25 protein-coding genes and 1 pseudogene are annotated in these 21,354 nt (G+C 69.3%); 15 read left to right on the forward strand and 11 right to left on the reverse strand.

Annotated features, from left to right (window positions below; genetic code table 11):
* Positions 1-108: 108 nt before the first annotated feature.
* Positions 109-2,184 (reverse strand): MDR family MFS transporter, encoded by a 2,076-nt coding sequence (locus AB0E83_RS17580; protein WP_362111854.1) that lies wholly within the window; start codon positions 2,182-2,184, stop codon positions 109-111.
* A gap of 168 nt (positions 2,185-2,352) precedes the next feature.
* On the opposite strand from AB0E83_RS17580, the gene AB0E83_RS17585 reads away from it, so the two are divergent.
* The 5 genes from AB0E83_RS17585 to AB0E83_RS17605 all read left to right on the forward strand — a co-directional run bounded on the left by AB0E83_RS17585 (position 2,353) and on the right by AB0E83_RS17605 (position 7,146).
* Complete coding sequence (locus tag AB0E83_RS17585; protein WP_362111857.1) at positions 2,353-3,552, forward strand: peptidoglycan-binding protein; 1,200 nt, start codon at positions 2,353-2,355, stop codon at positions 3,550-3,552.
* A gap of 125 nt (positions 3,553-3,677) precedes the next feature.
* Positions 3,678-4,346 (forward strand): HAD-IA family hydrolase, encoded by a 669-nt coding sequence (locus AB0E83_RS17590; protein WP_362111860.1) that lies wholly within the window; start codon positions 3,678-3,680, stop codon positions 4,344-4,346.
* 689 nt (positions 4,347-5,035) lie between these two features.
* The gene (locus tag AB0E83_RS17595) at positions 5,036-5,686 is read left to right on the forward strand and encodes an HNH endonuclease family protein (protein ID WP_362111863.1); all 651 of its coding nucleotides are present in this window, start codon (positions 5,036-5,038) and stop codon (positions 5,684-5,686) included.
* Positions 5,687-5,919: 233 nt separating this feature from the next.
* Entirely contained in the window at positions 5,920-6,396 is a 477-nt protein-coding gene (locus AB0E83_RS17600; RefSeq protein ID WP_362111935.1) for a DoxX family protein, read from the forward strand.
* 117 nt (positions 6,397-6,513) lie between these two features.
* Positions 6,514-7,146: a VTT domain-containing protein gene (locus AB0E83_RS17605; RefSeq protein ID WP_362111938.1), complete on the forward strand. Its 633-nt coding sequence runs from the start codon at positions 6,514-6,516 to the stop codon at positions 7,144-7,146.
* Here the strand turns inward: AB0E83_RS17605 and AB0E83_RS17610 are convergent.
* Positions 7,106-7,363, reverse strand: a complete 258-nt coding sequence (locus tag AB0E83_RS17610) for a DUF2277 domain-containing protein (protein ID WP_362111866.1) — start codon at positions 7,361-7,363, stop codon at positions 7,106-7,108. The genes AB0E83_RS17605 and AB0E83_RS17610 overlap by 41 nt on opposite strands.
* Before the next feature lie 123 nt (positions 7,364-7,486).
* Positions 7,487-7,708 (reverse strand): hypothetical protein, encoded by a 222-nt coding sequence (locus AB0E83_RS17615; RefSeq protein ID WP_319013726.1) that lies wholly within the window; start codon positions 7,706-7,708, stop codon positions 7,487-7,489.
* A gap of 201 nt (positions 7,709-7,909) precedes the next feature.
* Here AB0E83_RS17615 and AB0E83_RS17620 point away from each other — a divergent pair, with 201 nt between their 5' ends.
* Positions 7,910-8,668: a GntR family transcriptional regulator gene (locus AB0E83_RS17620; protein ID WP_362111869.1), complete on the forward strand. Its 759-nt coding sequence runs from the start codon at positions 7,910-7,912 to the stop codon at positions 8,666-8,668.
* On the opposite strand, the gene AB0E83_RS17625 is transcribed toward AB0E83_RS17620, so the two are convergent.
* Complete coding sequence (locus tag AB0E83_RS17625; RefSeq protein WP_362111872.1) at positions 8,669-9,262, reverse strand: DUF4231 domain-containing protein; 594 nt, start codon at positions 9,260-9,262, stop codon at positions 8,669-8,671. It lies immediately after the preceding gene.
* Between the two features lie 253 nt (positions 9,263-9,515).
* On the opposite strand from AB0E83_RS17625, the gene AB0E83_RS17630 reads away from it, so the two are divergent.
* On the forward strand, positions 9,516-9,983 hold the full coding sequence (locus AB0E83_RS17630; RefSeq protein ID WP_362111941.1) for a DUF4240 domain-containing protein: 468 nt from the start codon (positions 9,516-9,518) through the stop codon (positions 9,981-9,983).
* Between the two features lie 238 nt (positions 9,984-10,221).
* Positions 10,222-11,937: an HNH endonuclease gene (locus AB0E83_RS17635; protein ID WP_362111875.1), complete on the forward strand. Its 1,716-nt coding sequence runs from the start codon at positions 10,222-10,224 to the stop codon at positions 11,935-11,937.
* Positions 11,938-12,234: 297 nt separating this feature from the next.
* On the opposite strand, the gene AB0E83_RS17640 is transcribed toward AB0E83_RS17635, so the two are convergent.
* Both AB0E83_RS17640 and AB0E83_RS17645 read right to left on the reverse strand, forming a co-directional pair.
* Positions 12,235-12,483 (reverse strand): hypothetical protein, encoded by a 249-nt coding sequence (locus AB0E83_RS17640; protein ID WP_362111878.1) that lies wholly within the window; start codon positions 12,481-12,483, stop codon positions 12,235-12,237.
* Between the two features lie 10 nt (positions 12,484-12,493).
* A complete protein-coding gene (locus tag AB0E83_RS17645) occupies positions 12,494-12,988 on the reverse strand; it encodes a hypothetical protein (protein WP_362111881.1) in 495 nt (164 codons plus the stop codon).
* A gap of 109 nt (positions 12,989-13,097) precedes the next feature.
* Here AB0E83_RS17645 and AB0E83_RS17650 point away from each other — a divergent pair, with 109 nt between their 5' ends.
* The gene (locus AB0E83_RS17650; protein ID WP_362111884.1) at positions 13,098-13,454 is read left to right on the forward strand and encodes a hypothetical protein; all 357 of its coding nucleotides are present in this window, start codon (positions 13,098-13,100) and stop codon (positions 13,452-13,454) included.
* A gap of 510 nt (positions 13,455-13,964) precedes the next feature.
* Here the strand turns inward: AB0E83_RS17650 and AB0E83_RS17655 are convergent.
* Together AB0E83_RS17655 and AB0E83_RS17660 are read right to left on the reverse strand one after the other, a co-directional pair.
* Positions 13,965-14,159 carry a hypothetical protein gene (locus tag AB0E83_RS17655; RefSeq protein ID WP_362111887.1) on the reverse strand — a complete coding sequence of 65 codons (195 nt, stop codon included), beginning with the start codon at positions 14,157-14,159 and terminating at the stop codon, positions 13,965-13,967.
* A 23-nt stretch (positions 14,160-14,182) separates the two neighbouring features.
* The gene (locus AB0E83_RS17660) at positions 14,183-14,938 is read right to left on the reverse strand and encodes a GntR family transcriptional regulator (protein ID WP_362111890.1); all 756 of its coding nucleotides are present in this window, start codon (positions 14,936-14,938) and stop codon (positions 14,183-14,185) included.
* Positions 14,939-15,016: 78 nt separating this feature from the next.
* Between AB0E83_RS17660 and AB0E83_RS17665 the strand changes: the two are divergent.
* From AB0E83_RS17665 to AB0E83_RS17680, 4 genes and pseudogenes are all read left to right on the forward strand, one after another.
* A pseudogene (locus AB0E83_RS17665) lies at positions 15,017-15,291 on the forward strand (hypothetical protein); the annotation flags it as partial.
* A 382-nt stretch (positions 15,292-15,673) separates the two neighbouring features.
* Positions 15,674-15,898 carry a hypothetical protein gene (locus AB0E83_RS17670; protein WP_362111891.1) on the forward strand — a complete coding sequence of 75 codons (225 nt, stop codon included), beginning with the start codon at positions 15,674-15,676 and terminating at the stop codon, positions 15,896-15,898.
* Positions 15,895-16,572: a GntR family transcriptional regulator gene (locus tag AB0E83_RS17675; protein ID WP_362111892.1), complete on the forward strand. Its 678-nt coding sequence runs from the start codon at positions 15,895-15,897 to the stop codon at positions 16,570-16,572. Before AB0E83_RS17670 ends, AB0E83_RS17675 begins: the two co-directional genes overlap by 4 nt.
* Positions 16,569-16,916: a hypothetical protein gene (locus AB0E83_RS17680; protein WP_362111894.1), complete on the forward strand. Its 348-nt coding sequence runs from the start codon at positions 16,569-16,571 to the stop codon at positions 16,914-16,916. Before AB0E83_RS17675 ends, AB0E83_RS17680 begins: the two co-directional genes overlap by 4 nt.
* 158 nt (positions 16,917-17,074) lie before the next feature.
* On the opposite strand, the gene AB0E83_RS17685 is transcribed toward AB0E83_RS17680, so the two are convergent.
* The 3 genes from AB0E83_RS17685 to AB0E83_RS17695 form a co-directional block, all read right to left on the reverse strand.
* Positions 17,075-18,817 (reverse strand): AIPR family protein, encoded by a 1,743-nt coding sequence (locus tag AB0E83_RS17685; protein ID WP_362111944.1) that lies wholly within the window; start codon positions 18,815-18,817, stop codon positions 17,075-17,077.
* Between the two features lie 547 nt (positions 18,818-19,364).
* Positions 19,365-19,595 (reverse strand): e9imm peptide, encoded by a 231-nt coding sequence (locus AB0E83_RS17690; protein WP_362111896.1) that lies wholly within the window; start codon positions 19,593-19,595, stop codon positions 19,365-19,367.
* Positions 19,592-20,059 carry an NUDIX domain-containing protein gene (locus AB0E83_RS17695; protein WP_362111898.1) on the reverse strand — a complete coding sequence of 156 codons (468 nt, stop codon included), beginning with the start codon at positions 20,057-20,059 and terminating at the stop codon, positions 19,592-19,594. The genes AB0E83_RS17690 and AB0E83_RS17695 overlap by 4 nt, the downstream gene beginning before the upstream one ends.
* A gap of 18 nt (positions 20,060-20,077) precedes the next feature.
* Between AB0E83_RS17695 and AB0E83_RS17700 the strand changes: the two genes are divergently transcribed.
* Positions 20,078-20,857 carry a GntR family transcriptional regulator gene (locus AB0E83_RS17700; RefSeq protein WP_362111900.1) on the forward strand — a complete coding sequence of 260 codons (780 nt, stop codon included), beginning with the start codon at positions 20,078-20,080 and terminating at the stop codon, positions 20,855-20,857.
* Positions 20,858-20,995: 138 nt separating this feature from the next.
* Complete coding sequence (locus AB0E83_RS17705; protein ID WP_362111902.1) at positions 20,996-21,352, forward strand: hypothetical protein; 357 nt, start codon at positions 20,996-20,998, stop codon at positions 21,350-21,352.
* The last annotated feature ends 2 nt before the right edge of the window (positions 21,353-21,354 follow it).

Below are 21,354 nucleotides of genomic sequence, written 5' to 3' on the forward strand. Positions count from 1 at the left end.
GGCGGTGGTCAGGCCCGGTGGCCGGAGCGGTGGTCAGGCCCGGTGGCCGGAGCGGTGGTCAGGCCCGGTGGCCGGAGCGGTGGTCAGGCCCGGTGGCCGGAGCGGTGGTCAGGCCCGGTGGTCGCGGGGCGGTTCCGGCGCGCGGGGGTGTTCCGCGTCGGAGCCGCACAGCTCGGCGTTGAGCTCCTCGACAAGCTTCACCAGGTCGGTGGGGCGGTCGGGCCCCCACCAGTCGCCGAGCAGTTCGGCGAGGGACTCCTCGCGGGCCCGGGCGAGGAGCACGGCCGCCTCGGCGCCGGACTCGGTGAGGACCAGCTGGAGCCCCTCGCGCCGGGCGAGCCGCCGCGCCTCGAGCTCCCGGGCGGCCTCGGTGACGGCGCGGAGCGGCACGGGGACGGTCTCGGCGAGCCGGGCGGGCTCGACGGTCCCGTGACGGCGGATGCGCAGCAGCAGCCAGCTGGAGGCGGGCAGCAGGTCGAGCCCGGCGCGGGCGGTGATCTTCTCGTAGATCTTCTTGCGGCCCTCGCGGGAACCGAGCACCGACAGGGCGCGGGCGGCCTCCTCGTACGAGGAGCGCTCGACCGGGTTGGAGGCGAGGGTCTGGCTGGTGTCGGGCGCGGTGACCGAGGCGCGGAGCCGGTCCTCCTTGAGGAACCAGGCGACGGCGAAGGCGACGAGGACGACCGGCGCGGCGTACAGGAAGACGTCGGTGATGGAGGTGGCGTACGCGTGGAGGACCTCCGGCCGCAGGTCGGGCGGGAGCTGCGCGATGGCGCGCGGGTCGGCGGCGACCTCGCCGGGTCCCGTGCCGGGTGGCGGCGGCGTGCCCTCCCGGGCGGCCCGGGCGAAGACGTCCTCCAGCTTGTGGGTGAGGCGGTTGGTGAAGACGGTGCCGAAGACGGCGACGCCGAAGGAGGCGCCGATCGAGCGGAAGAAGGTCGCCCCCGAGGTGGCGACGCCCAGGTCCTCGTACCCGACGGCGTTCTGCACGACGAGGACGAGGACCTGCATGACGAGGCCGAGTCCCGCGCCGAAGACGAAGAAGTAGGCGCTCATCTCCCAGGTGGAGCTGGTCTCGGTCAGTTCGTTGAGGAGCAGCAGGCCCAGCGCGGTGAGGGCGGTGCCGGCGATCGGGAACACCTTCCAGCGGCCGGTCCTCGACACGATCTGGCCAGAGGCGGTGGAGGTCAGCAGCATGCCGACGACCATGGGCAGCATGTGGACGCCGGACATGGTGGGGCTGACGCCCTGGACGACCTGGAGGAAGGTCGGCAGGTAGGTCATCGCGCCGAACATGGCGAAGCCGACGATGAAGCTGATGACCGAGACCAGGGTGAAGGTCCGGATCCGGAAGAGCTTGAGCGGCAGGACGGGTTCGGCGGCCCGCCGCTCGACGCGGACGAACCAGACGAGGAGGACGGCGCCGAGCACCGCGAGCCCGATGATCTGCGGCGATCCCCACTCCCAGGTGGTGCCGCCGAGGGAGGCGACCAGGACCAGGCAGGTGGCGACCGAGGCGATGAGGAAGGTGCCGAGGTAGTCGATGGTGTGCCGGGTGGAGCGGACCGGGATGTGCAGCACGGCGGCGATGACGAAGAGGGCGACGACGCCGACGGGAAGGTTGATGTAGAAGACCCAGCGCCAGGAGAGGTGCTCGGTGAAGAAGCCGCCGAGCAGCGGGCCGAGGACGCTGGTGGCGCCGAAGACGGCGCCGAAGAGCCCCTGGTACCTGCCCCGCTCCCGGGGCGAGACGAGGTCGCCGACGATCGCCATCGACAGCACCATGAGCCCGCCGCCGCCGAGGCCCTGGACCGCGCGGAAGGCGATGAGCTGCGGCATGTTCTGGGCGATGCCGCAGAGGGCGGAACCGATGAGGAAGAGGACGATCGCCGCCTGGAAGAGCTTCTTCCGCCCGTACTGGTCGCCGAGCTTCCCCCAGAGGGGTGTCGCGGCCGTGGAGGCCAGCATGTAGGCGGTGACCACCCAGGACAGGTGCTCCATGCCGCCGAGCTCGCTGACGATCGTCGGCAGGGCGGTGGAGACGATCGTCTGGTCGAGCGCGGCGAGCAGCATGCCGAGCAGCAGCGCGCCGATCGCGACGAGGACGGTGCGGTGGCTCTGTCCCTCGCCGGGCACGGGCGCGGGGCCCCCGCCGAGCTGCGACGGGCTGGTCTCCTGGGCCATGGGCGTCTCTCCCTGGGGTCCCCTGGCGATCTCCGGTCGATCTCCGGGCGTCCTCTCCATCCTCAGGCGAATGGTCGGATATGGCCTGCGGAGGGGCCCGCGCGTTCACCCATGGGCAGGGAGCGACCTGCATAATCACTGCCAGTTGCATCGGGGAGGGGAAAGATCATGAACGGACACGCATGTCCTGAATGCGGTGGCCAGAGACCTGGCTGCGCCTGCGCCCGCGCGGCGGAGCGGGCGGCGGAGACGGCGGCGGCCGAGGACTTCGACCCGCTCCGGATCAGGCCGTACGTGACGCTGGACGCGCAGGACGACGGGGGGCCCGGGGCCGGCGCGGGGGACGCCGGCGACCCGCCGACGGCCCAGCTGACGGCGATACGGCCGGGAGTGGTACCGGAGGCCGGCGCGGGCGCGTACGAGGCGCGGACGCAGGTGATCCCCGCGTACGGGGCCGGACCGCAGGGGTACGACTCCGCCGCGCACGATCCCGCCCCGTACGGCTCCGCTCCGTACGGCTCCCCTTCTCATGACGCCGCTCCGTACGGCTCCGCCCCCCACGACCCCGCTCGCTCCGCTCCCGACGGCTCCGCTCCGTACGGCTCCGCTCCGTACGGCTCCGGGGACGGGGTCCACGAGACCATGCCGTTGCTGCTGGGCGGGGTCGGCGGCGCGGGCGGCGACGGGGCCGGGCCGCGGCGGGGGGAGCGGCCGAGCAAGCGGCGGGGCGCGCTGGTCGCGTGCGTCGCGGCGGCGGCCGTGGTCGGCACGGCCGCGCTGGCCGCGGCGGTGCTCGGCGGCGAGGAGACCGACGACCGGGCGACCGTCCCCGAGGTGACCACCAGCGCGTCCCTGAACATCGCCGTCTCGGAGTCGCCCTCCCCCACCTCTTCCGCCTCCGCCGCCCCGACGCCGACCCGCACCCCGTCCCGGACGCCGTCCTCGCCCCCGCCCTCCCCGACCGCGACGCCCTCGACGGCCTCCCCGTCGGCGTCGGCGGAGCCGACGGCACGGCCGGCGGCCACCGGGTCCCCGTCCGCGTCCGGCGGCGCGGCCCCGTCGGCGAGCCCGTCCGCGCCTCCGGCGGTCTCCGCGTCCCCGACCACGGCCTCCCCCGCCCCCACGAGGACGTCGGAGGGGGTGGTCCTGACCCTGGGCGACACGGGGGCCGAGGTGCGGGAGCTCCAGCTGCGGCTGACGGCCATCTACGTCTACCGGGGCGACATCGACGGGGTGTACAGCGAGGAGGTGCGGGACGCGGTGGCCTCGTACCAGGGCTGGCTGTGGCCCCGGAAGGACCCGGAGGGCGTCTACGGCGCGTACACGCGGCGCAACCTGGAGCGACTGACCGCCGACATCACGGGCTGACCCCGGGGGCCGGGTGGCCAAGACCGCTCCCGGTTTTGTATCGTGAAAAAACAAAGTGGCCCCGCCCGCACTCCCTGACCGGCGGGCGGGACCGCTTCGTTCTCCGCACCACCCCTGGAGCCCTCATGGCCGCCACCCCGGCACCGCTCACCGCCCGCGCCCTTCTGCTCGACATGGACGGCACCCTGGTCAACTCGGACGCCGTCGTGGAGCGCTGCTGGCGCCGCTGGGCGGACCGGCAGGGGCTGGACGCCGACGAGGTGCTGAAGGTCGTGCACGGCCGCCAGGGCTACGCCACGATGGCGCTCCTCCTCCCCGACCGCCCCATGGCCGAGAACCACGCCGACAACGCGGTGATGCTGGCCGAGGAGACCGCCGACGTCGACGGCGTCGTGCCGGTGCCCGGCGCCCCCGCCTTCATGGACGCGATCGCCGGCCTGCCGCACGCCCTGGTGACCTCCGCCGACGAGCCCCTCGCCCGGGCCCGGATGGGCGCGGCGGGCCTGCGGATGCCGGAGACCCGGGTGACCGCCGAGCGGGTCGGCGCGAGCAAGCCGGACCCGGAAGGCTTCCTCAAGGGCGCGGCCGAGCTCGGCGTGGACCCGGCGGACTGCGTGGCCTTCGAGGACTCCGAGGCCGGCATCCGGGCGGCGCGGGCCGCCGGGATGCGCGTCGTCGGCGTGGGCCCGCGCGCGGCGGCCCTCGCCCCGGACGTCCACGTGCCGGACCTGACCGCCCTGCGCGTCACGGCCGCCCCCGACGGCACGATCACCCTCGGCGCCACCCGGGCCTGACCGAAACCGCCCCCTCCGCACGGCCCCGCCCAGGGGACGGCCGCACCCGAGGCCGCCCGCGCCCGCCTCCCCTCGACGGGCGCCCGCCCTCGGAGCCGTACCTCTTCACTGCACGACGTACGGCTCCGATCCGCGTCGCGCGGCCCCGGCCCGGCCCGTACGGCTCCGGCCCGCGTCGCGCGGTCCTGATCCGCACCGTACGGCTCCGGCCCGCGCCGCACAGTCCCGGCCCGCACCGTAGGGCTCCGATCGGCACCGCGCGGCGCAGGCCGACCGCGCCCCGCACTCCCTTCCCCCGCCCCCACCCTCCCCATAACGCCGCACCATGACCAGCGCGCGGCCGGACGCCCGGCCGCGCGCCGGCGCGTTCTCGTACGCCCCGCGCCCCACGCCCCCGCGAACTCCACCCCACCCCGCGAACTCCACCCCGCCCAGCGAACTCCTCGCCACCCGGCGAACTCCTCCCCGCCCGGCGGAATCCTCGCCACCCGGCGAACTCCTCCCCGCCCGGCGGAATCCGACGCTCCGTCAGGCCGAGACGCACCCCTTGATGTGACGTGTGCATGTCGCCACTCTGTTACCTGGCGCACCCCCCGGCGAAACCCGGGGTCGCCAGGATGACCGGGCGCCGCCCGGTACCGCACGGGACCGGCGACCCGCCAAGGTCCCCACGAGTCAAGGGAGTCACCATGCCCGTCGGCAAGGTCTACGCGCGTCGAGCCGCCGTACTCGCCTCCACCGCCGCCCTCACCCTGACCGGCCTCGTCACCTCCGCGCCCACCGCGCAGGCCGCGATGCCGACCCCGGTGAGCGCCACCACGGCCCGCACCTACCTCGCCTCCCTCACGGTCAAGGCGGAAGGTTCCCTCACCGGATACAGCCGCGACCTCTTCCCGCACTGGATCACCCAGTCCGGCACCTGCAACACCCGCGAGACGGTCCTGAAGCGGGACGGGTCGAACGTCGTCACGGACTCCAACTGCGCCTCGGTCAGCGGGAGCTGGTACTCGCAGTACGACGGCGCCACCTGGACGGTCGCCTCGGACCTCGACATCGACCACGTCGTCGCGCTCGCCGAGGCCTGGCGCTCGGGGGCCTCCTCCTGGACCACCGCACAGCGCCAGGCCTTCGCCAACGACCTGACCCGGCCGCAGCTCATAGCCGTCACCGACAACGTCAACCAGTCCAAGGGCGACCAGGACCCGGCCGAGTGGATGCCCCCGCGCGCCGCGTACCACTGCACCTTCGCCCGTGCCTGGGTCCACGTGAAGTACCACTACAACCTCAGCGTCGACTCGGCGGAGAAGAGCGCCCTGCAGTCGGTCCTCAACGGCTGCTGACCGCACGCCTCCTGACGCCGCGCGAGTACGGCATGAGCACGACATGAGAACGGCGTGAAATCGGCGCGCCTGTGGTCCAGACCTGAGCGACCCTTACCGCAGGCGCGCCTCGTCGGCATACATGCTTGAACTTGCAAGTACTACTGAGGGATGCCTAACCTGGCGGCCGTTCGGTACCCGTCCCCCCACGTCCGCCCCCGGCGGCAGGCCGAAGGAGCTCCCCCATGACCACCCTGTCCACCCGTCTCGACCGGGCGCAGCCGTACGCGCTCGGCCTGTTCCGGATCGTCGTCGGCCTGTTCTTCACCTGCCGCGGCGCCGCCTCGCTCTTCGGCGTCCTCGGCGGCGCGATGGGCGGCGGCGGCACCGTCCCGGCGGGCACCTGGCCCGGCTGGTACGCGGCGCTGATCCAGCTCGTCTGCGGCGGCCTCGTCCTCGTCGGCCTCGGGACGCGCGGGGCCGCCTTCCTCGCCTCGGGCTCCATGGCGTACGCGTACTTCTGGGTCCACCAGCCGGAGGCCCTCTTCCCGCTCCAGAACCAGGGCGAGCTCTCCGCCCTCTTCTGCTGGTCCTTCGCCCTGCTGGTGTTCACGGGTCCGGGCGCCCTGGCCCTCGACGCCCTCTTCGGCCCGAAGGGCACGAAGGACGGCCGGGAGACGCGGGGCACCGGCACCGGCACGGAGAAGCAGGACGCGCCGGTCACCGCCTGACGCGCCCCGCCCCTCCCCCCCTCGGGGCCCCGACCCCCTCCACCAGCCCTCAAGCCCCCGCCGGCACCCGCCCGGCGGGGGCGCCGGTGTCGGCGCGTAGGCTCTGGCCCTGTGAATCTGCTCGACAGCATGGGCTCGCTGAGGTCGCTGACCGCGGGCCCGTGGATCTATCCGGTGGTGGCGACGTCGATCCTGCTCGACGTCTTTCTGCCCGTGCTGCCGAGCGGCTTCCTCGTGATCTCCGCCGCGACGGCCGCCTCCGCCTCCCTCGGCGCGGTCGCCGCGCCCCCGGGCACCCCCGCCCTGCTCCCCCTCCTCCTCACCGCGGCGGCGGCCTCGGCGCTCGGCGACTTCCTCGCGTACCGGCTCGCGCTGCGCGGCGGCCGGCGCCTGGACCGGGCGATATCCCGCTCGCGCCGCCTCACGGTGGCGAGGGAACGTCTCGGCACCGCCCTGGCCCGGGGCGGCGGCCTGATCGTGGTGCTGGCGCGGTTCGCCCCGGCGGGCCGCTCCGTGGTGTCGCTGGGCGCGGGCGCGGCACGGCGGCGCCCCGAGGAGTTCTTGCCCTGGTCCGCCCTGGCGGCGGTGGTCTGGGCCTCGTACAGCGTGGGGCTGGGCTGGCTGGGCGGCCAGTGGCTGGGCGCGACCTGGTTCAGCGCGGCCGTGTCGACCCTGGCGCTGCTGCTGGCGGGCGGCCTGGCCGGCTACCTCATACGCCGTCCGGGCGCGGCTCCGGCTCCGGCGTCCTGACGGGGTGCGCTCCTCTCACCTCCAGGGTGGCGAGGAGCCGGGCGGTGGCGTCGGCGATCTCGTCGACGGCCCGGTCGAAGACCTCGCGGTTGTGCGCGGCGGGGGCGCGGAAGCCGGAGATCTTGCGGACGTACTGGAGCGCGGCGGCGCGGATGTCGTCCGGGGTCGCCTCATGGGGCAGGACGGGCGGGCGGAGCGTCTTGATGCTGCGGCACATGCCCCCAGTGTGACCCGCCCCACCGACAACGCCGGGGCACGGCCCCGGACACCGGTTTGGACGCGGAAAGGGCCGGGAGGAGACCCGAGGCGCGGGAGGGGTCGGGGCGCGGGAGAAAGGGACTCAGTTCAAGCCACGCCGACTGCGCGCGTTGATCTCGGCGGCCCGGGCCCGGAGCTCGCGCAGGGGCGTGGCGAGCTGGACGTCGCCGGGCTCGGCCTCCCACTCGGCCCCGCCGTGGACGGCACGGATCAGAAAGCGTCCGGAGGCGCTCCGCACGAAGAAGCCGACCCGCCCCGTGGCGGTGTCGCGGACGAGGTCGCCGACCTCGGGCACAGGCTGCACGCAACCCCTCCGTCCCGTCCCGAATGCTGCGTGGATGCTGCGTGGGGACACCCAGGGAAACGCGGAGACCCCGCCCTGTCAACGTATCTCTAGAGATGTCCCCCGATGGATGGATCACGAGGGCAGGACGGCGCACACGTGTGCACCCTTGCCGAGAAGTGCCCCTTAGGGTGTCCCGCAGACGAAGGGAGTGGTCCGGCCGTGACTGATCAGGACGGCGTCCGTCGCCCCAAGTACCAGCGGATCGCAGATGAGTTGAGAACCGCGATCCAGTCCGGCGACTTCGCGCCGGGCGACCGGCTCCCCGGCGAGAACGACCTCATGTCCACCTACGACGTGGCCCGGATGACCGCCCGCCAGGCCCTCGCGGTCCTCCGCGGCGAGGGCCTCACGGAGGCCCGCAAGGGCGCCGGCGTCTTCGTCCGCGCCTTCCGCCCGCTGCGCCGCCGCGGCATCCCGCGCCTCGCCGGCGAGGGCTGGGCCGGCGGGCGCTCGGTCTGGGCGGCGGAGATCGAGGACCGGGCCCTGGTGGTGGACCGGATCGTGGTGTCGGAGGAGGCGGCGGGCGCGCGCGTCGCCGGGGCGCTGGACCTGGCGCCGGAGGACCCGGTCTGCGTCCGCAGCCGCCGCTTCGTCCTCGACGACAAGCCGGTCCTGCTCTCCGTCTCGTACCTCTCCGCCGCCCTGGTCCGCGGCACCCCGATCACCCGCCCGGACACCGGCCCCGGCGGCACCTACGCCCGCCTGGCCGAGATCGGCCACCGCCCGGCCCGCTTCCGCGAGGAGATCCGCTGCCGCATGCCGACGGCCGACGAGTCCGACCGCCTCGCCCTCCCGCCGGGCACCCCGGTGGTCCTGATCGGACGGACGGCCTACACGGAACCGGGACGGGCGGTGGAACTGAACGAGATGACCCTGGACGCGTCGTCCTACGTCCTGGAGTACGACTTCGACGCCTGACTACCCCTCCCGAGGCGCGGGCACGCCGACCGGCACAACCACACCGCCCCCGCCCTCACCCCTCTCCTCCGCCTTCTGCCCCTGCCCCTGCCCCTGCCCCTGCCCCTGCAGATCGGCACTGACCTGCCCGCCCAACGTCATCACGTTCAACGTGGCGGCGTTCTCCTGAGCGATGGCCTTCTCCACCCGCGCGACGAGCAACCCGAACGCCTCCCGCCGCGACAGCCCCCGGTACGGCCCGACCCGGGTCTCGAAGTACACCCGCTCGTGCCCGAGCAGCTGCTCGGTCGAGCGGTAGTTCTTCCACTGCTCCCGGTACCGGTAGACGCTCTCCAACGAGACCGCCGCGACCACGACGACGCTCAACACCGTGGCGGTCACCCGCGCGAACCCCGCGTCCAGGTTCACGAACACGGGCACCAGCGCCCCGCCCACCACGGACACGGTCCGCATCCGCAGGTGCATCGCCTTCATCCGGGTCGCCTTGACGTCGTACCACTCCTGGTACTGCGCCAGCCGCCCCTCGACATACCGCTGCGGCGTCATGTCCCCACCACCCACGCCCACTTCGGGCGCATCCCCCACATCACTCACCCCCGGAGTACACCGACCCGACCCGACCCCCGTCAACTCACCCCGCCCCGAACCACGAACGCCCGCACCGCCACCGCTCGCGGGCATCGCGAAGAGCCGTACAGGACTGCCGTCATCCACCGACTTCGACGTCAGATGCGGAGGCCGCCCGTCGCCGACCCACGAACGCCCCGCCCAACGTCAGCGGCACCGCGCCGATGACACCGCCCCGGATATGGATGTCAGACCCCCCTGGCACCCTGCACTCGTGAGAATGACATGGGCCGACTTCTGGGCACTGATAGCCACCCTGAACGGCGAAGCCACCCACGCAAACTGCCGGCGCCTCGCCGAGGAACTGAGCCGCCGCCCCGTCTCCGACATCGTCGGCTTCGCGGAACGGCACGCCGAGGCGCTCTACCGTCTGGACCAGGAGAAGTTCGGCACCCTGCCGGTGATCGACATGACGGTCCGGGACGGCAGCCCCTTCCCCCAGTCGTCCGACGTGTTCCTGTACGCCCGATGCGCGGTCGTCGCCGCCGGCCGGACCGTGTGGGAAAGCGTCTTCTCCGACACGGACAAGTTCGCTCCGTACACCTCCACCGAGTTCGACGGCGAATGGCTCCTGTACGTCCCGGACGAGGCGTACGAGCTGGCCACCGGCAAGGAGTGGGACCGCACGACCCGATACTGCTTCGAGAGCTACTCCAACAGAGACGGTTGGCCGCACCTACGAGTCTGAGGCGAGCCACCACTCGATCAGGATCTCGCGCAGAAGGCAGGTGAGGCTCCCTCGACACCACCCCGCCGCAGCTCGCCCCTGCCCCCCGCACAGGGACAGACGGCAGCCTGCAGGGCCGGCGGCCCCACGGACCTGGCAAGATCGAGGAGGCGGGGCAGTGCCATGAGGGGGAGAACCGATGGGAAGCCTGTTGCGTGTCGGGGACGTGTTTCGGTCCGCCCGAAACAGGGATCCCGAGGTGGCGTTCATCGACGGCCACCCGAACATCCACCACGTCACAGCCTCGGAGAGGCTCGCTCAGATCCAGCTCAGCAAGGGCATCAATCCGATCGCCAAGATCAAGGCGCCCGGCGGGCTGCGCCGTCCGTGCATCCTGATCCGTTCCAGCCCGTGGAAGGCCGGAACGGCCGAAACGCCCTGGCACGACGCGTTCGACCTGGAGAACGGCCGAATCCTCTACTTCGGCGACCATCGGGTCGACCACACGGTCCCGGTGGGCACCACACAAGGCAATGCGGTACTGCTGGAGGCACTGGAGGAACACCAGGGGCTCACTGCGGAGCAGCGCGCATCGGCCGTACCGCTGCTGGTGTTCGCCGCGGTCCCGCGCAACAAGACGCCCAAGGGGTACGTCAAATTCTGCGGCGTGGCGGTGATCGACCACGCCGAGCAGATCGAGCAGCAGGCGAAGGGAATCCCCTTCCCGAACTACCGATACGAACTGTCCCTCCTGGATCTGACCGCAGAGGACGATCGGGTCGACTGGGCTTGGATCGAGGCTCGGGGCAACCCTGAGCTCTCGACCGCCGACGCGCTCGAGCTCGCTCCCCGTTCCTGGCGCCGGTGGGTGGAGCAGGGACGTGCCGCGATGCCCGAGGTCCGGCGTCGGGCCGTTGGCCCTCCCAAAGGCGGGGAACCGGTCCGGCAGTCGGCCGAGAGCAGCCGGGAACTCCCGCCGTCGCTTCCCGCGCCACGCGAACCGGGCGCCTCCGGTTCGGCCTCCCGCACACCGACCGAATCGTCCGCCGAGCTCATGGTGAGCGTGCTCATGGACAGGTTGAGGAACCTCCGGGTCCACAAGTGGAACGGTCGGCAGAGCAGGCACAAGCCGTTGGCTCTGCTGTGGGGCATCTCCCGAGTGGCCACGGGCAAGCCCCACCTCGCGCCTTGGCGAGAGTTCCGCGAGGAAGTGGGCGGCCTGTTGGCCGAGTTCGGCCTTCCCGAATCCTCCGTCACCCCCGAGTATCCGTTCGTGCACCTGCAGACGAGCCGACTGTGGGATGTCCACGGCCTCTCGCCCGAGCAGGCCGCCGTGGCCCGCGCCGCAGCGTTCGACAGGCTCAACCCCGAGGCGGGGGTGACCGAGCAGGTCGCGCGGCTGCTGGGAGACCCCTTCGTCCGGTCCCAGGCGGTTGCCGTCCTGCGGGAGACCTACCTGGCGGACATAGATCAGCACGCCCTGCTGGAGCGGCTGGGCCTGGCCGGCTACGAAAGCGCCGGCGGCATCGAGGACTCCACGGAGGACCACGCGAGGGAAACGGTTCCTGCCGCACGCCGCACGGTCACCTCCTCCCGCATCATCCGCGACACCGCCCTGACGGCCAAGGTGAAGAAGCTGCACGGCGACCGCTGTCAGGTGTGCGCCCTCCAGCTGTCGACCCGCTTCGGCACGTACAGCGAGGCCGCCCACATCCGTGGCCTCGGCCGCCCCCACAACGGCCCCGACGAACAGGCCAACCTGCTCGTCCTGTGCCCGAACCACCACGTCCAGTTCGACACCCTGGCGATCTACATCGACGCCGAGGGCACCGTTCGCTCGACCGCGAACAACAGCCCCATGGGCCCGCTCCGCAAGCACCCCGCCCACCCACTCGACGAAGCGCACCTTCGCTACCATCGAGCGCTCTGCGGCAGGGACACGACCCCCCATGCCGCCCAAGACGAGACCTCCTGACCGGAACCCAACGGTTACCGCACGTCAGAAGGCATGCACGGCATCCGTCACCGAGCACGCAGCCACTCCTCCTCCCGCCCGTGCCGAAAACGCCCTCCGCCCTTCCCCTGATCATGGCCTTCGACGTCCGACGTGAATGCCAAAGGCCCCCAGCCAAGATCGGCTGGGGGCCTTCGTCACTGGTGGGCGCGGACGGTTTCGAACCGCCGACATCTGCTTTGCAAGCTCGTGCGGGTCACGGTCGGCGAGGGTCGACCCCAGCTCGCAGCCACCACGAAGGGCCGTGCAGGACTGCCGTCATCCACCGTCGTCGATGTCAGATTTGGATGCCACCTGGCGCCGATCAGCGAACGGCCGCCTATAGTCCGAGACGTCCCCGATCGGGGGATGGTCCCTGCCGAACGTCACGTAGACGGGGTGCTCGGGGTCCCCGACTTCCACGTTCAGAAAGATGTCCACGTCGTGGTTGGCGAACCGGTGCAGGTACTGGGTGAAGAGCTCCAGCTCCTCGTCGGACAGTGGCTCATCGAGCCGCTCAGCGCGCATACCGCCGCCGTCACCAGCCTTCAGGATCGGTCCGACACAGCTCGTGCCAGCAGTCGTCGTCTCGTCGGTGCAGGCACCTCAGGTCCTGCAAGGCGGCAACGGGAAACGGGTGCGGCGCCCACTTCTCCTGGTACCCGTCCTCACCGTGCTCCCGCAGTACGGCCTCGGCCGCTTCCTTCACCGCGTGGCAGAGCACACCACGGTACCGGGTGGAGCTCCAGAGAAGGGTGCCACCCGTCTCGTCGGGTGAGCCCCAGCTCGTTGCCCCGTCCGGGAACTCGAAGATGTCGATGGCCACGTCCGCCCCCTGGCGCCGGAGAAGCCACCCCGTCTCCATGGGCTCACGGTCGAAGGAGAAGCGTTCACCGGACGAGTCCCCGTAGAGTCCTGTCATGGCGTGCAGCAGGTCGGCAAGGGCATCCGTGCAGTAGCCGATGTGGGTCTTATGCTCCAAGACGCCGTCGTCGATCCGATACGCGACGCCCCAGCGCCACTCAGTTCCCAACTGAAGCGGAAATCGTCCACCGCCCCCTCCTGAACCGAGACCGTGCAGCAGGAGTATCCCTCGCCGCTACGATGCGCGCGAGAGTCAGAACCAGCTGAGGGGGACGACAATGAAGACCAAGGACCCGGAGTACCCGGCAGCGATCGAGGCGGCCGTCGATATTCTCCGGCAGCGGGCCCGCCGGCATCAGACCATCACGTACGGGGAACTGAGCGCCGAGCTGGCGGCGCAGGGATTCGACTCCATCCCGCCTCACCGTGGAGTCATGACCTACCTGCTCAAGGACGTCTGCCTCCACGACAACGATGACGGCCGCTCACCGATGCTCTCGGCCCTTGTGGTGAACAAGGCCACCCAGGAGCCGTCCGACCAGTTCTCCACCCTCGCCCGAACCGAGCCGTTCACCCGCCCAGCCGACTGGACCTGGCAGGACGAACAGCAGCGGGTGTTCGCCCACCACCACTAGGAACGTCGAAAGCCCCCAGCCATGATCGGCTGGGGGCCTTCGTCACTGGTGGGCGCGGACGGTTTCGAACCGCCGACATCTGCTTTGTAAGCTCGTGCGGGGCGCCCTCACCAGGGGCGGATCGCTGGTCACCACCGCCACGGCGGCCCGTGTGCGACCGCCGTCATCCGTCGCCGTTGATGTCAGTTTTAGATGTCAGCCGGTCGCACTCGACGGCCCGCTACCGCTTCTTCCGAAGCTTCTTCATCTTGGCTTCGGCTTCCTTCTTCTTCCGCTGCTCGACCCCGTACGGGGACCAAGCTCCCTGGTGCTTGGAGCACCGCGAGGTACCCGTCATCGCCTTATTCCGGCAGCGGCCTCCGCTCTGGGTAGGAGCACTGCACGTCGGCTGAACCATCCTGTCCCCTTCGTCGTCGGACGCGGAAATGCTTCCAGCTCGCGACGCAGAGCGGGGAGGCGCAACCTCGGCGGACGGCAGCACGCCGACAGCACACGGCCCAGGAACCGGGCTCAGACTTCTTCCGCCGTGCCAACCAGCCGCCCGGATGCGCGCTGCCCTTCCGCCTCCAGCTCCCCGCGCTCCAGAGCCTCAATGGCCTTCCGCCGCCATCGACCGACCACAACGGCCACAACCACCAGTGCGACGAGAGCGGCAACAGGTGCGCCCCAGATCAGACCGCCGATAGCGAAACCGAGCGACTCCATGACTCCCCTTGCGTGGTGTGCCGTCAGCGATTGATCGGGATCTCGTAGACGATCTCGCACAGCGCGGCGGGCACGACAATGTCCGCCGTCTCCACGGGCCGGCCCTGGTCGCTGTAATACGTCCGCCGGATGTGCGTGACGAGCGCGGCCTTCTGGATCCCGAGAAGTGAGGCTTCCTCGACGGTGGCCTGCCGCGGCTCGGGCTGCTCGACGGCGTGACTGACGTTGATACCGATCTCGGCCATCCGGTTCACCACACCGGCGCCGGCGTGCGGCCCACCCTCAGGCAGAACGACGAGAGTCCCGCCGGTGAGGTCGTACGGCTCCCAGCTCGTCGACAGCTGCATGGGCCGCCCGTCGGCGAGGAACTCGTACACGGTCCGGACGCACAGCTCGCCCTCACCGATCCCCAACCGTGCAGCGATCTCGGCTGGCGCGGGCACCTTCGCATCGGTCCGGCTCTCCCAGCCACCGTTCCGCCCGACAGCTTTCATGTCCGCCCGGAACGGTGACCCGTCCGGCTGCTCGCGCGCCGCGGACCGCACCATCCGCACCCGCTGCCGGGGCTCGGCCACGTAGGTACCGGACCCGGCCCGCCCCTCCAGCACACCCTGGGAGATCAACAGCTCCTGGGCACGGCGAACAACGTTCTCGCCCACCCCGCACTCCTGGCTGATCTGAGCCCGAGAGGGCAGCCGGTCTCCAGGACTCCACTCGTGCTCCGCGATCCGCCGCCGCAGTTCGTCGGCGATACGGAGGTATGGCGGCTGCTCAGGCATATGGAAAATCTAGTCCACTAGCTCTAATCTAGTTAACTAGCTTCACTTAAAGTGATCACCGGTAACGGAGGCTGCCCTGTGCCTGCTCCCGAAGTAAGCGCGGAGGCCCTCGCCGCCCGGTTGGCCGCACTCGGACTCACCACACGCGTACTGGCCCACGCCAGACACACGTCGATCGAAGCGGAGGTACCGGAAACCCTCTCGGCCGAGACATGGCAGGAGGTCCTGGAAGTCCTGGCCCAGGCAGACCGCTTCGGTCTCCTCGCCACCAGCCTGGGCGGCCGAACCCTCTGGGCCGCAGTGAACAAGCGGTCTCCGCGACACGCGACGTCCGGGGACCCGGCCATCAGCGATGGGAGCTGATCAGCATGCGCAACCGTATCCGCCGCGCACTCCACTCCACCAGACAGCGGCACGCCCGAACCGCCCACCCTCACAAGCCCTTACGCCGCGCCACCCCACTGGGACGGGCCATCACCCACGACGCGAGCACACCCCTCGCCAGCCGGTACGCCCCCACCATCGGGCACCGCCACCCCACGCCGGCGGAGGCGACCTGATGCCCCACACGAACCCCACCCCTTACCGCTCGTCCCGGTGCCAGATCGGCACCCACCACGAGTGCGCCCACTCCTCCCCGACAACGGCCCCGGTCGACATCCCGGTGATCTATGAGGCATGCGCCTGCCCCTGCCACACGCCGGCGACCACCCCGCCCCGCCCGGAGGTAATGGGATGAAGCCCTGGCCCACGACCGGCGCTGTGGTTGCCCCCATCGAGATCAGCTCGATCAACGTCCAGCGAGGCGACGTCATCCAGATCGGCGGCCAGCCCTGCCGAGTGGCCGACCTCCGCCAACTCCCCCTCGGCGCCAAACGCCTCCTCTTCGAAACGGGCGAGCAACTGACCATGCACCCCCGCACCCGCCTGGTCGCCCTCCGAGTACAGAGAAGGTGGTGACCACGACCGTGCCCACCCTCCGCGACACCATTGCCGAAGACCTCCGCACCCAGATCACCACCGGCTACCTCAAGCCCGGAGACCGCCTCCCCTCGGAACCCAAACTGGCCACCCACTACAAGGTCAGCACCCCGACCCTGCGCAACGCCCTGGCGCTCCTCCAGGCAGAGGGACTGATCGATAAGCGCCACGGCAAGGGCAACTTCGTCCGCCGCCCTCTCAGCCAGCTGACGTACGAGGGCGGCATCCTCACGCCCACCCTCCACCTGACCATTCGCAAGACCCAACTCCGGGCTAGCGACCCGCTGGCAACACTGCTCAAGGTCCCGTCACGCACTCCGCTGACGGAATTCCTCTGCATCGGCCATGAGGGCGAATCCCCACACAGTCTGGCCCGTATCTATATCCCTCGGGGCCTCGCCGCTGCCGAGCCGCCTTGGTACCGCCAACGGCTGGCGGAAGTCCAAGACAGAGTCACCGCTCGCCTCCCAACCCCTGAGGAAACCTCAATCCTTCACATCACCCCAACCCTGGCCATCCTCGCCATCACCCGCATCTCGACCGATTTCACCGGCCGCGTCATCGAGGCGGCCCACCTGGTTCTCCCAGGCGACCGCGCCGAGGCCTTCTTCACCACCCACCCCATGACCGCGGAAGAAGGTGCAGAGGGATGACAGCCCACTACGGCCTCCGCCTCCTCCCCTGGACGACCCCCGACGGCAACCCCTGCTACCTGAACACCGACGACACCGACAGCCACTTGTCTCGTCTGGCTGACCGCCTGGAAGACGAACAACTCGACTTGGCGTCCGATCTGGTCGACCTCGCGTCAGGTGTGCTCAACGACAAGGATGCCGACCCGAATGAGCTGCACGCGCTGGCCCGGAGTCTGGTCGGTGCCCTGCGGGATGTGCTGCGTGTGGCGGAGAGCCGCGGCGATCGACTTGCGGATCCGGCAGTGACGCCGCGAGGCCAACGTCTGGGTGGCCCTCGACTGCTGGCAGCCTCCTCCGGCTAGCACCACCGCACGGCAAGGACGAGGGCCCCTGCTCAGCAGGGGCCCACGTGCGCGGCAGCGCCCTCAGCGCCAAGGGCGATAAACCCGCGTCGCCAGCCGAAATGTCGGGCGGTGGCCGTCGCTCCTCTTGATCTGCTGAGGCGCTTGCCATACCCGCCCTACGGGGTTGAGTTCTCTCTTTCAGCCTTCACGCACGCAAGCAGGTACTCGCTAAACCGTTGAGCCTTCGTCGCCCTCTCCAAGATCACTCCCTCGCGCTTCAGATAGGCAGCCGCCCACTGCTTGAGATTACTGAAGATCTCCCCAATTTCCGCATCGCTAACATCGGCTCCCTTTAGCGCCAGTCGACGAAGTTGCTGCGGCCGCCGAATCGGTCCACTATTCAACTTTTCCGCGATGAGCATAGAGAGGTGAAACTTCAGGTTGCTCTTTTGGGGGACGGTGGCTTCAGCCGCTTCGGATAGGATAAATCCGTCAACTCGGCGTTGCAGCTTCGCGGCCCACAAATAAATCTGCAAGTCGATGTCGGAATTGAATACAAGTTTGTAATCATCGTCATTCTTCAAGAGCGACGACGGCTTCCCTCGCGCCTTGTCGGGTCGAGCCAGCCCCATAGCTGTAATCGACGCACCCAAGAATTGGATACTGATGATCTTCGACGGATCCTTTCCATCGTTCTTGTAGTACCCCTTCCTGCGATCGTAGTACCAGCCATGCGTGAGGAAATAGTCCTCGATATTTCGCTGGACAGCGTCCGTGGCGCGAAGCGACGCATCAGTGATGGCGGTCTGGCGGTTGGTAGCCCTGATTACCTGATCGCGAGTCACCGCGTCACCGGTAACGATGATGCGCACTAGGAGCATGCGCTCCTCTGCTTCCGCGGCACCGGGATTTCGTAGTGCTTCGTAAATTTCGTGACTAGTTTGCAGGCCGTTGACGATCTGAATATTGGAAAGGGAGTACGTCTTGGATGTACTAGTAGCCTCACTACATAGCAGCGTGACGCCATTGTTGAGCCACCAAAACTCCGGGCCGTCCTGAGCCGTCAGAGTGCTTCGGATTTCTTGATTTACCGAGACGTTGCCCTGATAGTCCCTCACATTCCATTCGAAAAGGTGGCGTCGAAGCCGGCCGTTCTCGTCGACGATTAGGTTGTAGTAATCCCGCAACTTGACAAGTGCCACATGAGACTGTCCGCTTGTGGCGCTCTCCTGGTAGCTCATTGCCAGGGTATAGGGCGGACGCTCGTTGTAGCGGGCCATCATTTCCTTGTCTCCAAGGAGTTGAGTGACCACTCGTTCAGTGTCTGGGATTGCGTTCTGAATCGACTGCTCGAGAGTGTGAAGCTTTGCCTCTAGTTGAGGTGTGATGTTGCGAGTGTCTCCTGGAGCGGCATAGACCACATTCACACTGATCCGCGGTCGGCGTGTGATCAGTTTTTCCCAAGCGGAGCGAAAGAGCTCAAAGCGAGTCAGGAGGGAGGAATTATAGAGGATGGAGAGGGATGAGAGGGGTTGCGAGAGGTCGAGCAGGCGACTCATTGTGAGCTCAAGCTTTTCGATGGCGTCCTCAGAAAAGCTGGGAGTTCTCTTAGCTTGAATTACCCAAAGTTCAAGATTGCGATCTTGGCCAAAATCCGTTGGACGACTTTCGGGGGAGACTACGTCGGAGTCTTCATCCAGCAATGCATCATCGAAAAAGACATAAACGGAGTCGATGGCCCCGTCTTGCCCGCCTCCAACAATCCCGCTTTCAATATTCTCCAGCCCCAGGTCAAACGGGCGGAGTGCCAGTTCTGAGGCGAAGACTTCGAATGCGGTGCTTCCCTCGGCTGCAGGTAGGTTTTCCGCCTTCCATGCATCAAAGATGCGCATGATGAGAGTCTGGGCATTGCTGGGCATCTGCGGCACTGCGGCTCCTGTTTCAGACTGATTCGCTTCGCAATAACGTATCAGTGGTTTCGCGCTCGAACACGGGGAATGCTGCCCTTAGGTAAACTGTCGAGTTTAGAGTGAAATTTGCTTTATGTCATAGACGAGCTGGGTCGTTCATGACTGCGGAGCCCGAACAGCGCCGCTGAGAGTCGTCCTTGACTCCCATCCCGTCTGCCGTCGACCCACACACCGTGGAGCAGGCGCGGTGTGGGTCGACGGCAGACGGGATGGGAGTCCCCACCGACACCACCCACCGGCCGGCACCCGCCCGCCAGCCCCTCCCATCTCGGAGCCTGAGCGCCCCCGCCGGAGGCATTGTCTTGAGCCGCACTCGCGTACCACCTCGGTCGCATCGTGGTTCGTCGCCCATCAACCCGAGCTGTCAGGCGTGCGGCCGGCGGTCGGGCTGGAGCGGGGCGGAGACAAGAGCGCAGGCCCGGGCGACGGGCCGCGCGCGCCGCGCTGTGCGCGGCGGGTGCCTTGATGAAGTAGGGAAACTCTTACCGCGCTGGCCTCAGAGGGCGATCGGCCTGTAGGCCATGGCTCGGTCGACGACCTTCTCCGGGGTCAGGTTGGGGTCGGAGCTCCAGAAGACGTAGTCGCTGATGTGGGGGCAGGAAAGGCCCTGTTGCAGCGCGGTCAGGATCTCGGAGGACTGCTTCTCGGGTGTCTCCGGGTTTATCAGGCGCTCGACCAGGAGGATCGCTTCTTCGCGGGGCATCCGCCGCGGTGGCTGTGTGCTCACTGCTGGGTGATCAGGTGGCGGCCGTCATGGCTGCGGACGTGGGGGCCCTTGTGGTCCAGGGCGTCGAGGAGGCGGATTGCGTAGACCTCGGTCATGCGGGTGGTGATCTCCTCCGGGGTGAGCCACTCGACCGCGGTCGACTCGGCGGAGGTTCGTTCCTCGCCGCCAGCGGGCTTGCAGCGGAAGACCAGGGCGACGACGCCTCGGGTGGTGTTCTTGTAGACGCCGGTCAACTCTTCCACCTCTACCCGGATGCCGGTCTCCTCCCAGACCTCGCGGGTCACGCCGGCTTCGGGGGACTCCGTGAGTTCGAGGACGCCGCCCGGGAGTTCCCAGGTGCCGTTGTCGGCTCGGCGGATCGCCAGGAGGCGGCCGTCTTCGCGTACGACTGCGCCCGCGACGGACACGGAGTGCAGTGGCGTTGACGTCGTCTTCTGGGCGCTGTTACTCATGTACAGGAGCATAGGAGAGTGAAGAGGACTATGGGTACGACTGCAGGGGGTGGCAGGGCGGTACCCCGGTACGTCCAGATCGCCGACGAGATCGTGGAGCAGATCCGGGCCGGCGTTCTCAAGCCTGGCGACCTGGTGCCGAGCGAGTCCGAGCTTGTCGAGCGGTACGGCGTCGCCGGCGGGACCATCCGGAAGGCCATGGTCGAGGTGCGGGCCAGTGGGCTCGTGGAGACGCGGCACGGGAAGGGCTCGATCGTGAAGGACCGGCCGCCTGTGCGGCTGCGGTCGTCGGATCGGTTCCGGGCGTCTCATCGGCGGGGCGGGAAAGCTGCTTATCTGGCCGAGTCGGCCCAGTCCGGGGCCACTGCCAAAGTGAGCGTGCTGTTCATCGGGCCCATGGAGGCTTCCGAGGAGGTCGCCGCGCGGCTGGAGGTCGAGCCCGGGGCTCAGGTGCTGGCCCGGCGGCGGTTGTACTTCCGGAACGGGACGCCCGTCGAGACCGCCTCGTCGTACCTGCCGTGGGACGTCGTGAAGGACATCCCTGAGCTGTTCTCTGAGAACCCCGGGCCCGGGGGGATCTACGCCCGGCTTGAGGACGACGGGCACGTCTTCGAGGAGTTCGTGGAGACGCTCCAGGCCCGGCCGGCGTCGAAGGCCGAGGCGTCCGAGCTGGCACTGAGTCCTGGTGCTCCTGTCGTTCACCTGCTGCGGAACGCCGTCACCAAGACCGGGCGGGTGGTCGAGGTCTGCGACACCCTCATGGCCGCTGACCAGTTCGTCTTCGAGTACCGGATCCCCGCCACGGACTGACGCGCGGTCAACTCCTCCCAGCCCGCTCGGACTTCTTCGTCCGGGCGGGTTGACTCATGTATAGGAGTGGTGCACTCTTCTTCATGTCACTCATGTACATGAGTGGAGGAGTTCAGGACTTCTAGAGGAGTGATCTTCGTGCGTCAGATTCCCGTCGACACCTCCGCCGCCGCCGTGATGGTGGCCCAGCCCCCGCAGCCCAAGGTGAAGGATCGCCGTACCGGCGAGCGCGCCATGGACGCCGAGACCGGGGCCGCGCTGTCGACCGTGGACGTCATGTTCGCGGCCAACGGCGAGGTGGAGATCCTGAGCGTGACCGTCCCGGAGACCGGCGTCTCCGCCGACCTGGCCATGGGGACTCCCGTGGCGATCACGGGGCTCGTCGCCCGGCCGTGGGAGAGCGAGTTCAACGGGCAGCGGCGGCACGGCATCGCCTTCCGGGCCGTGGCCGTCACCTCGCTCGCCGCCGGCGCCTCGATTCCGAAGGCCACCTGATC

Source organism: Streptomyces sp. NPDC035033, assembly GCF_040636735.1.
Lineage (GTDB): Bacteria > Actinomycetota > Actinomycetes > Streptomycetales > Streptomycetaceae > Streptomyces.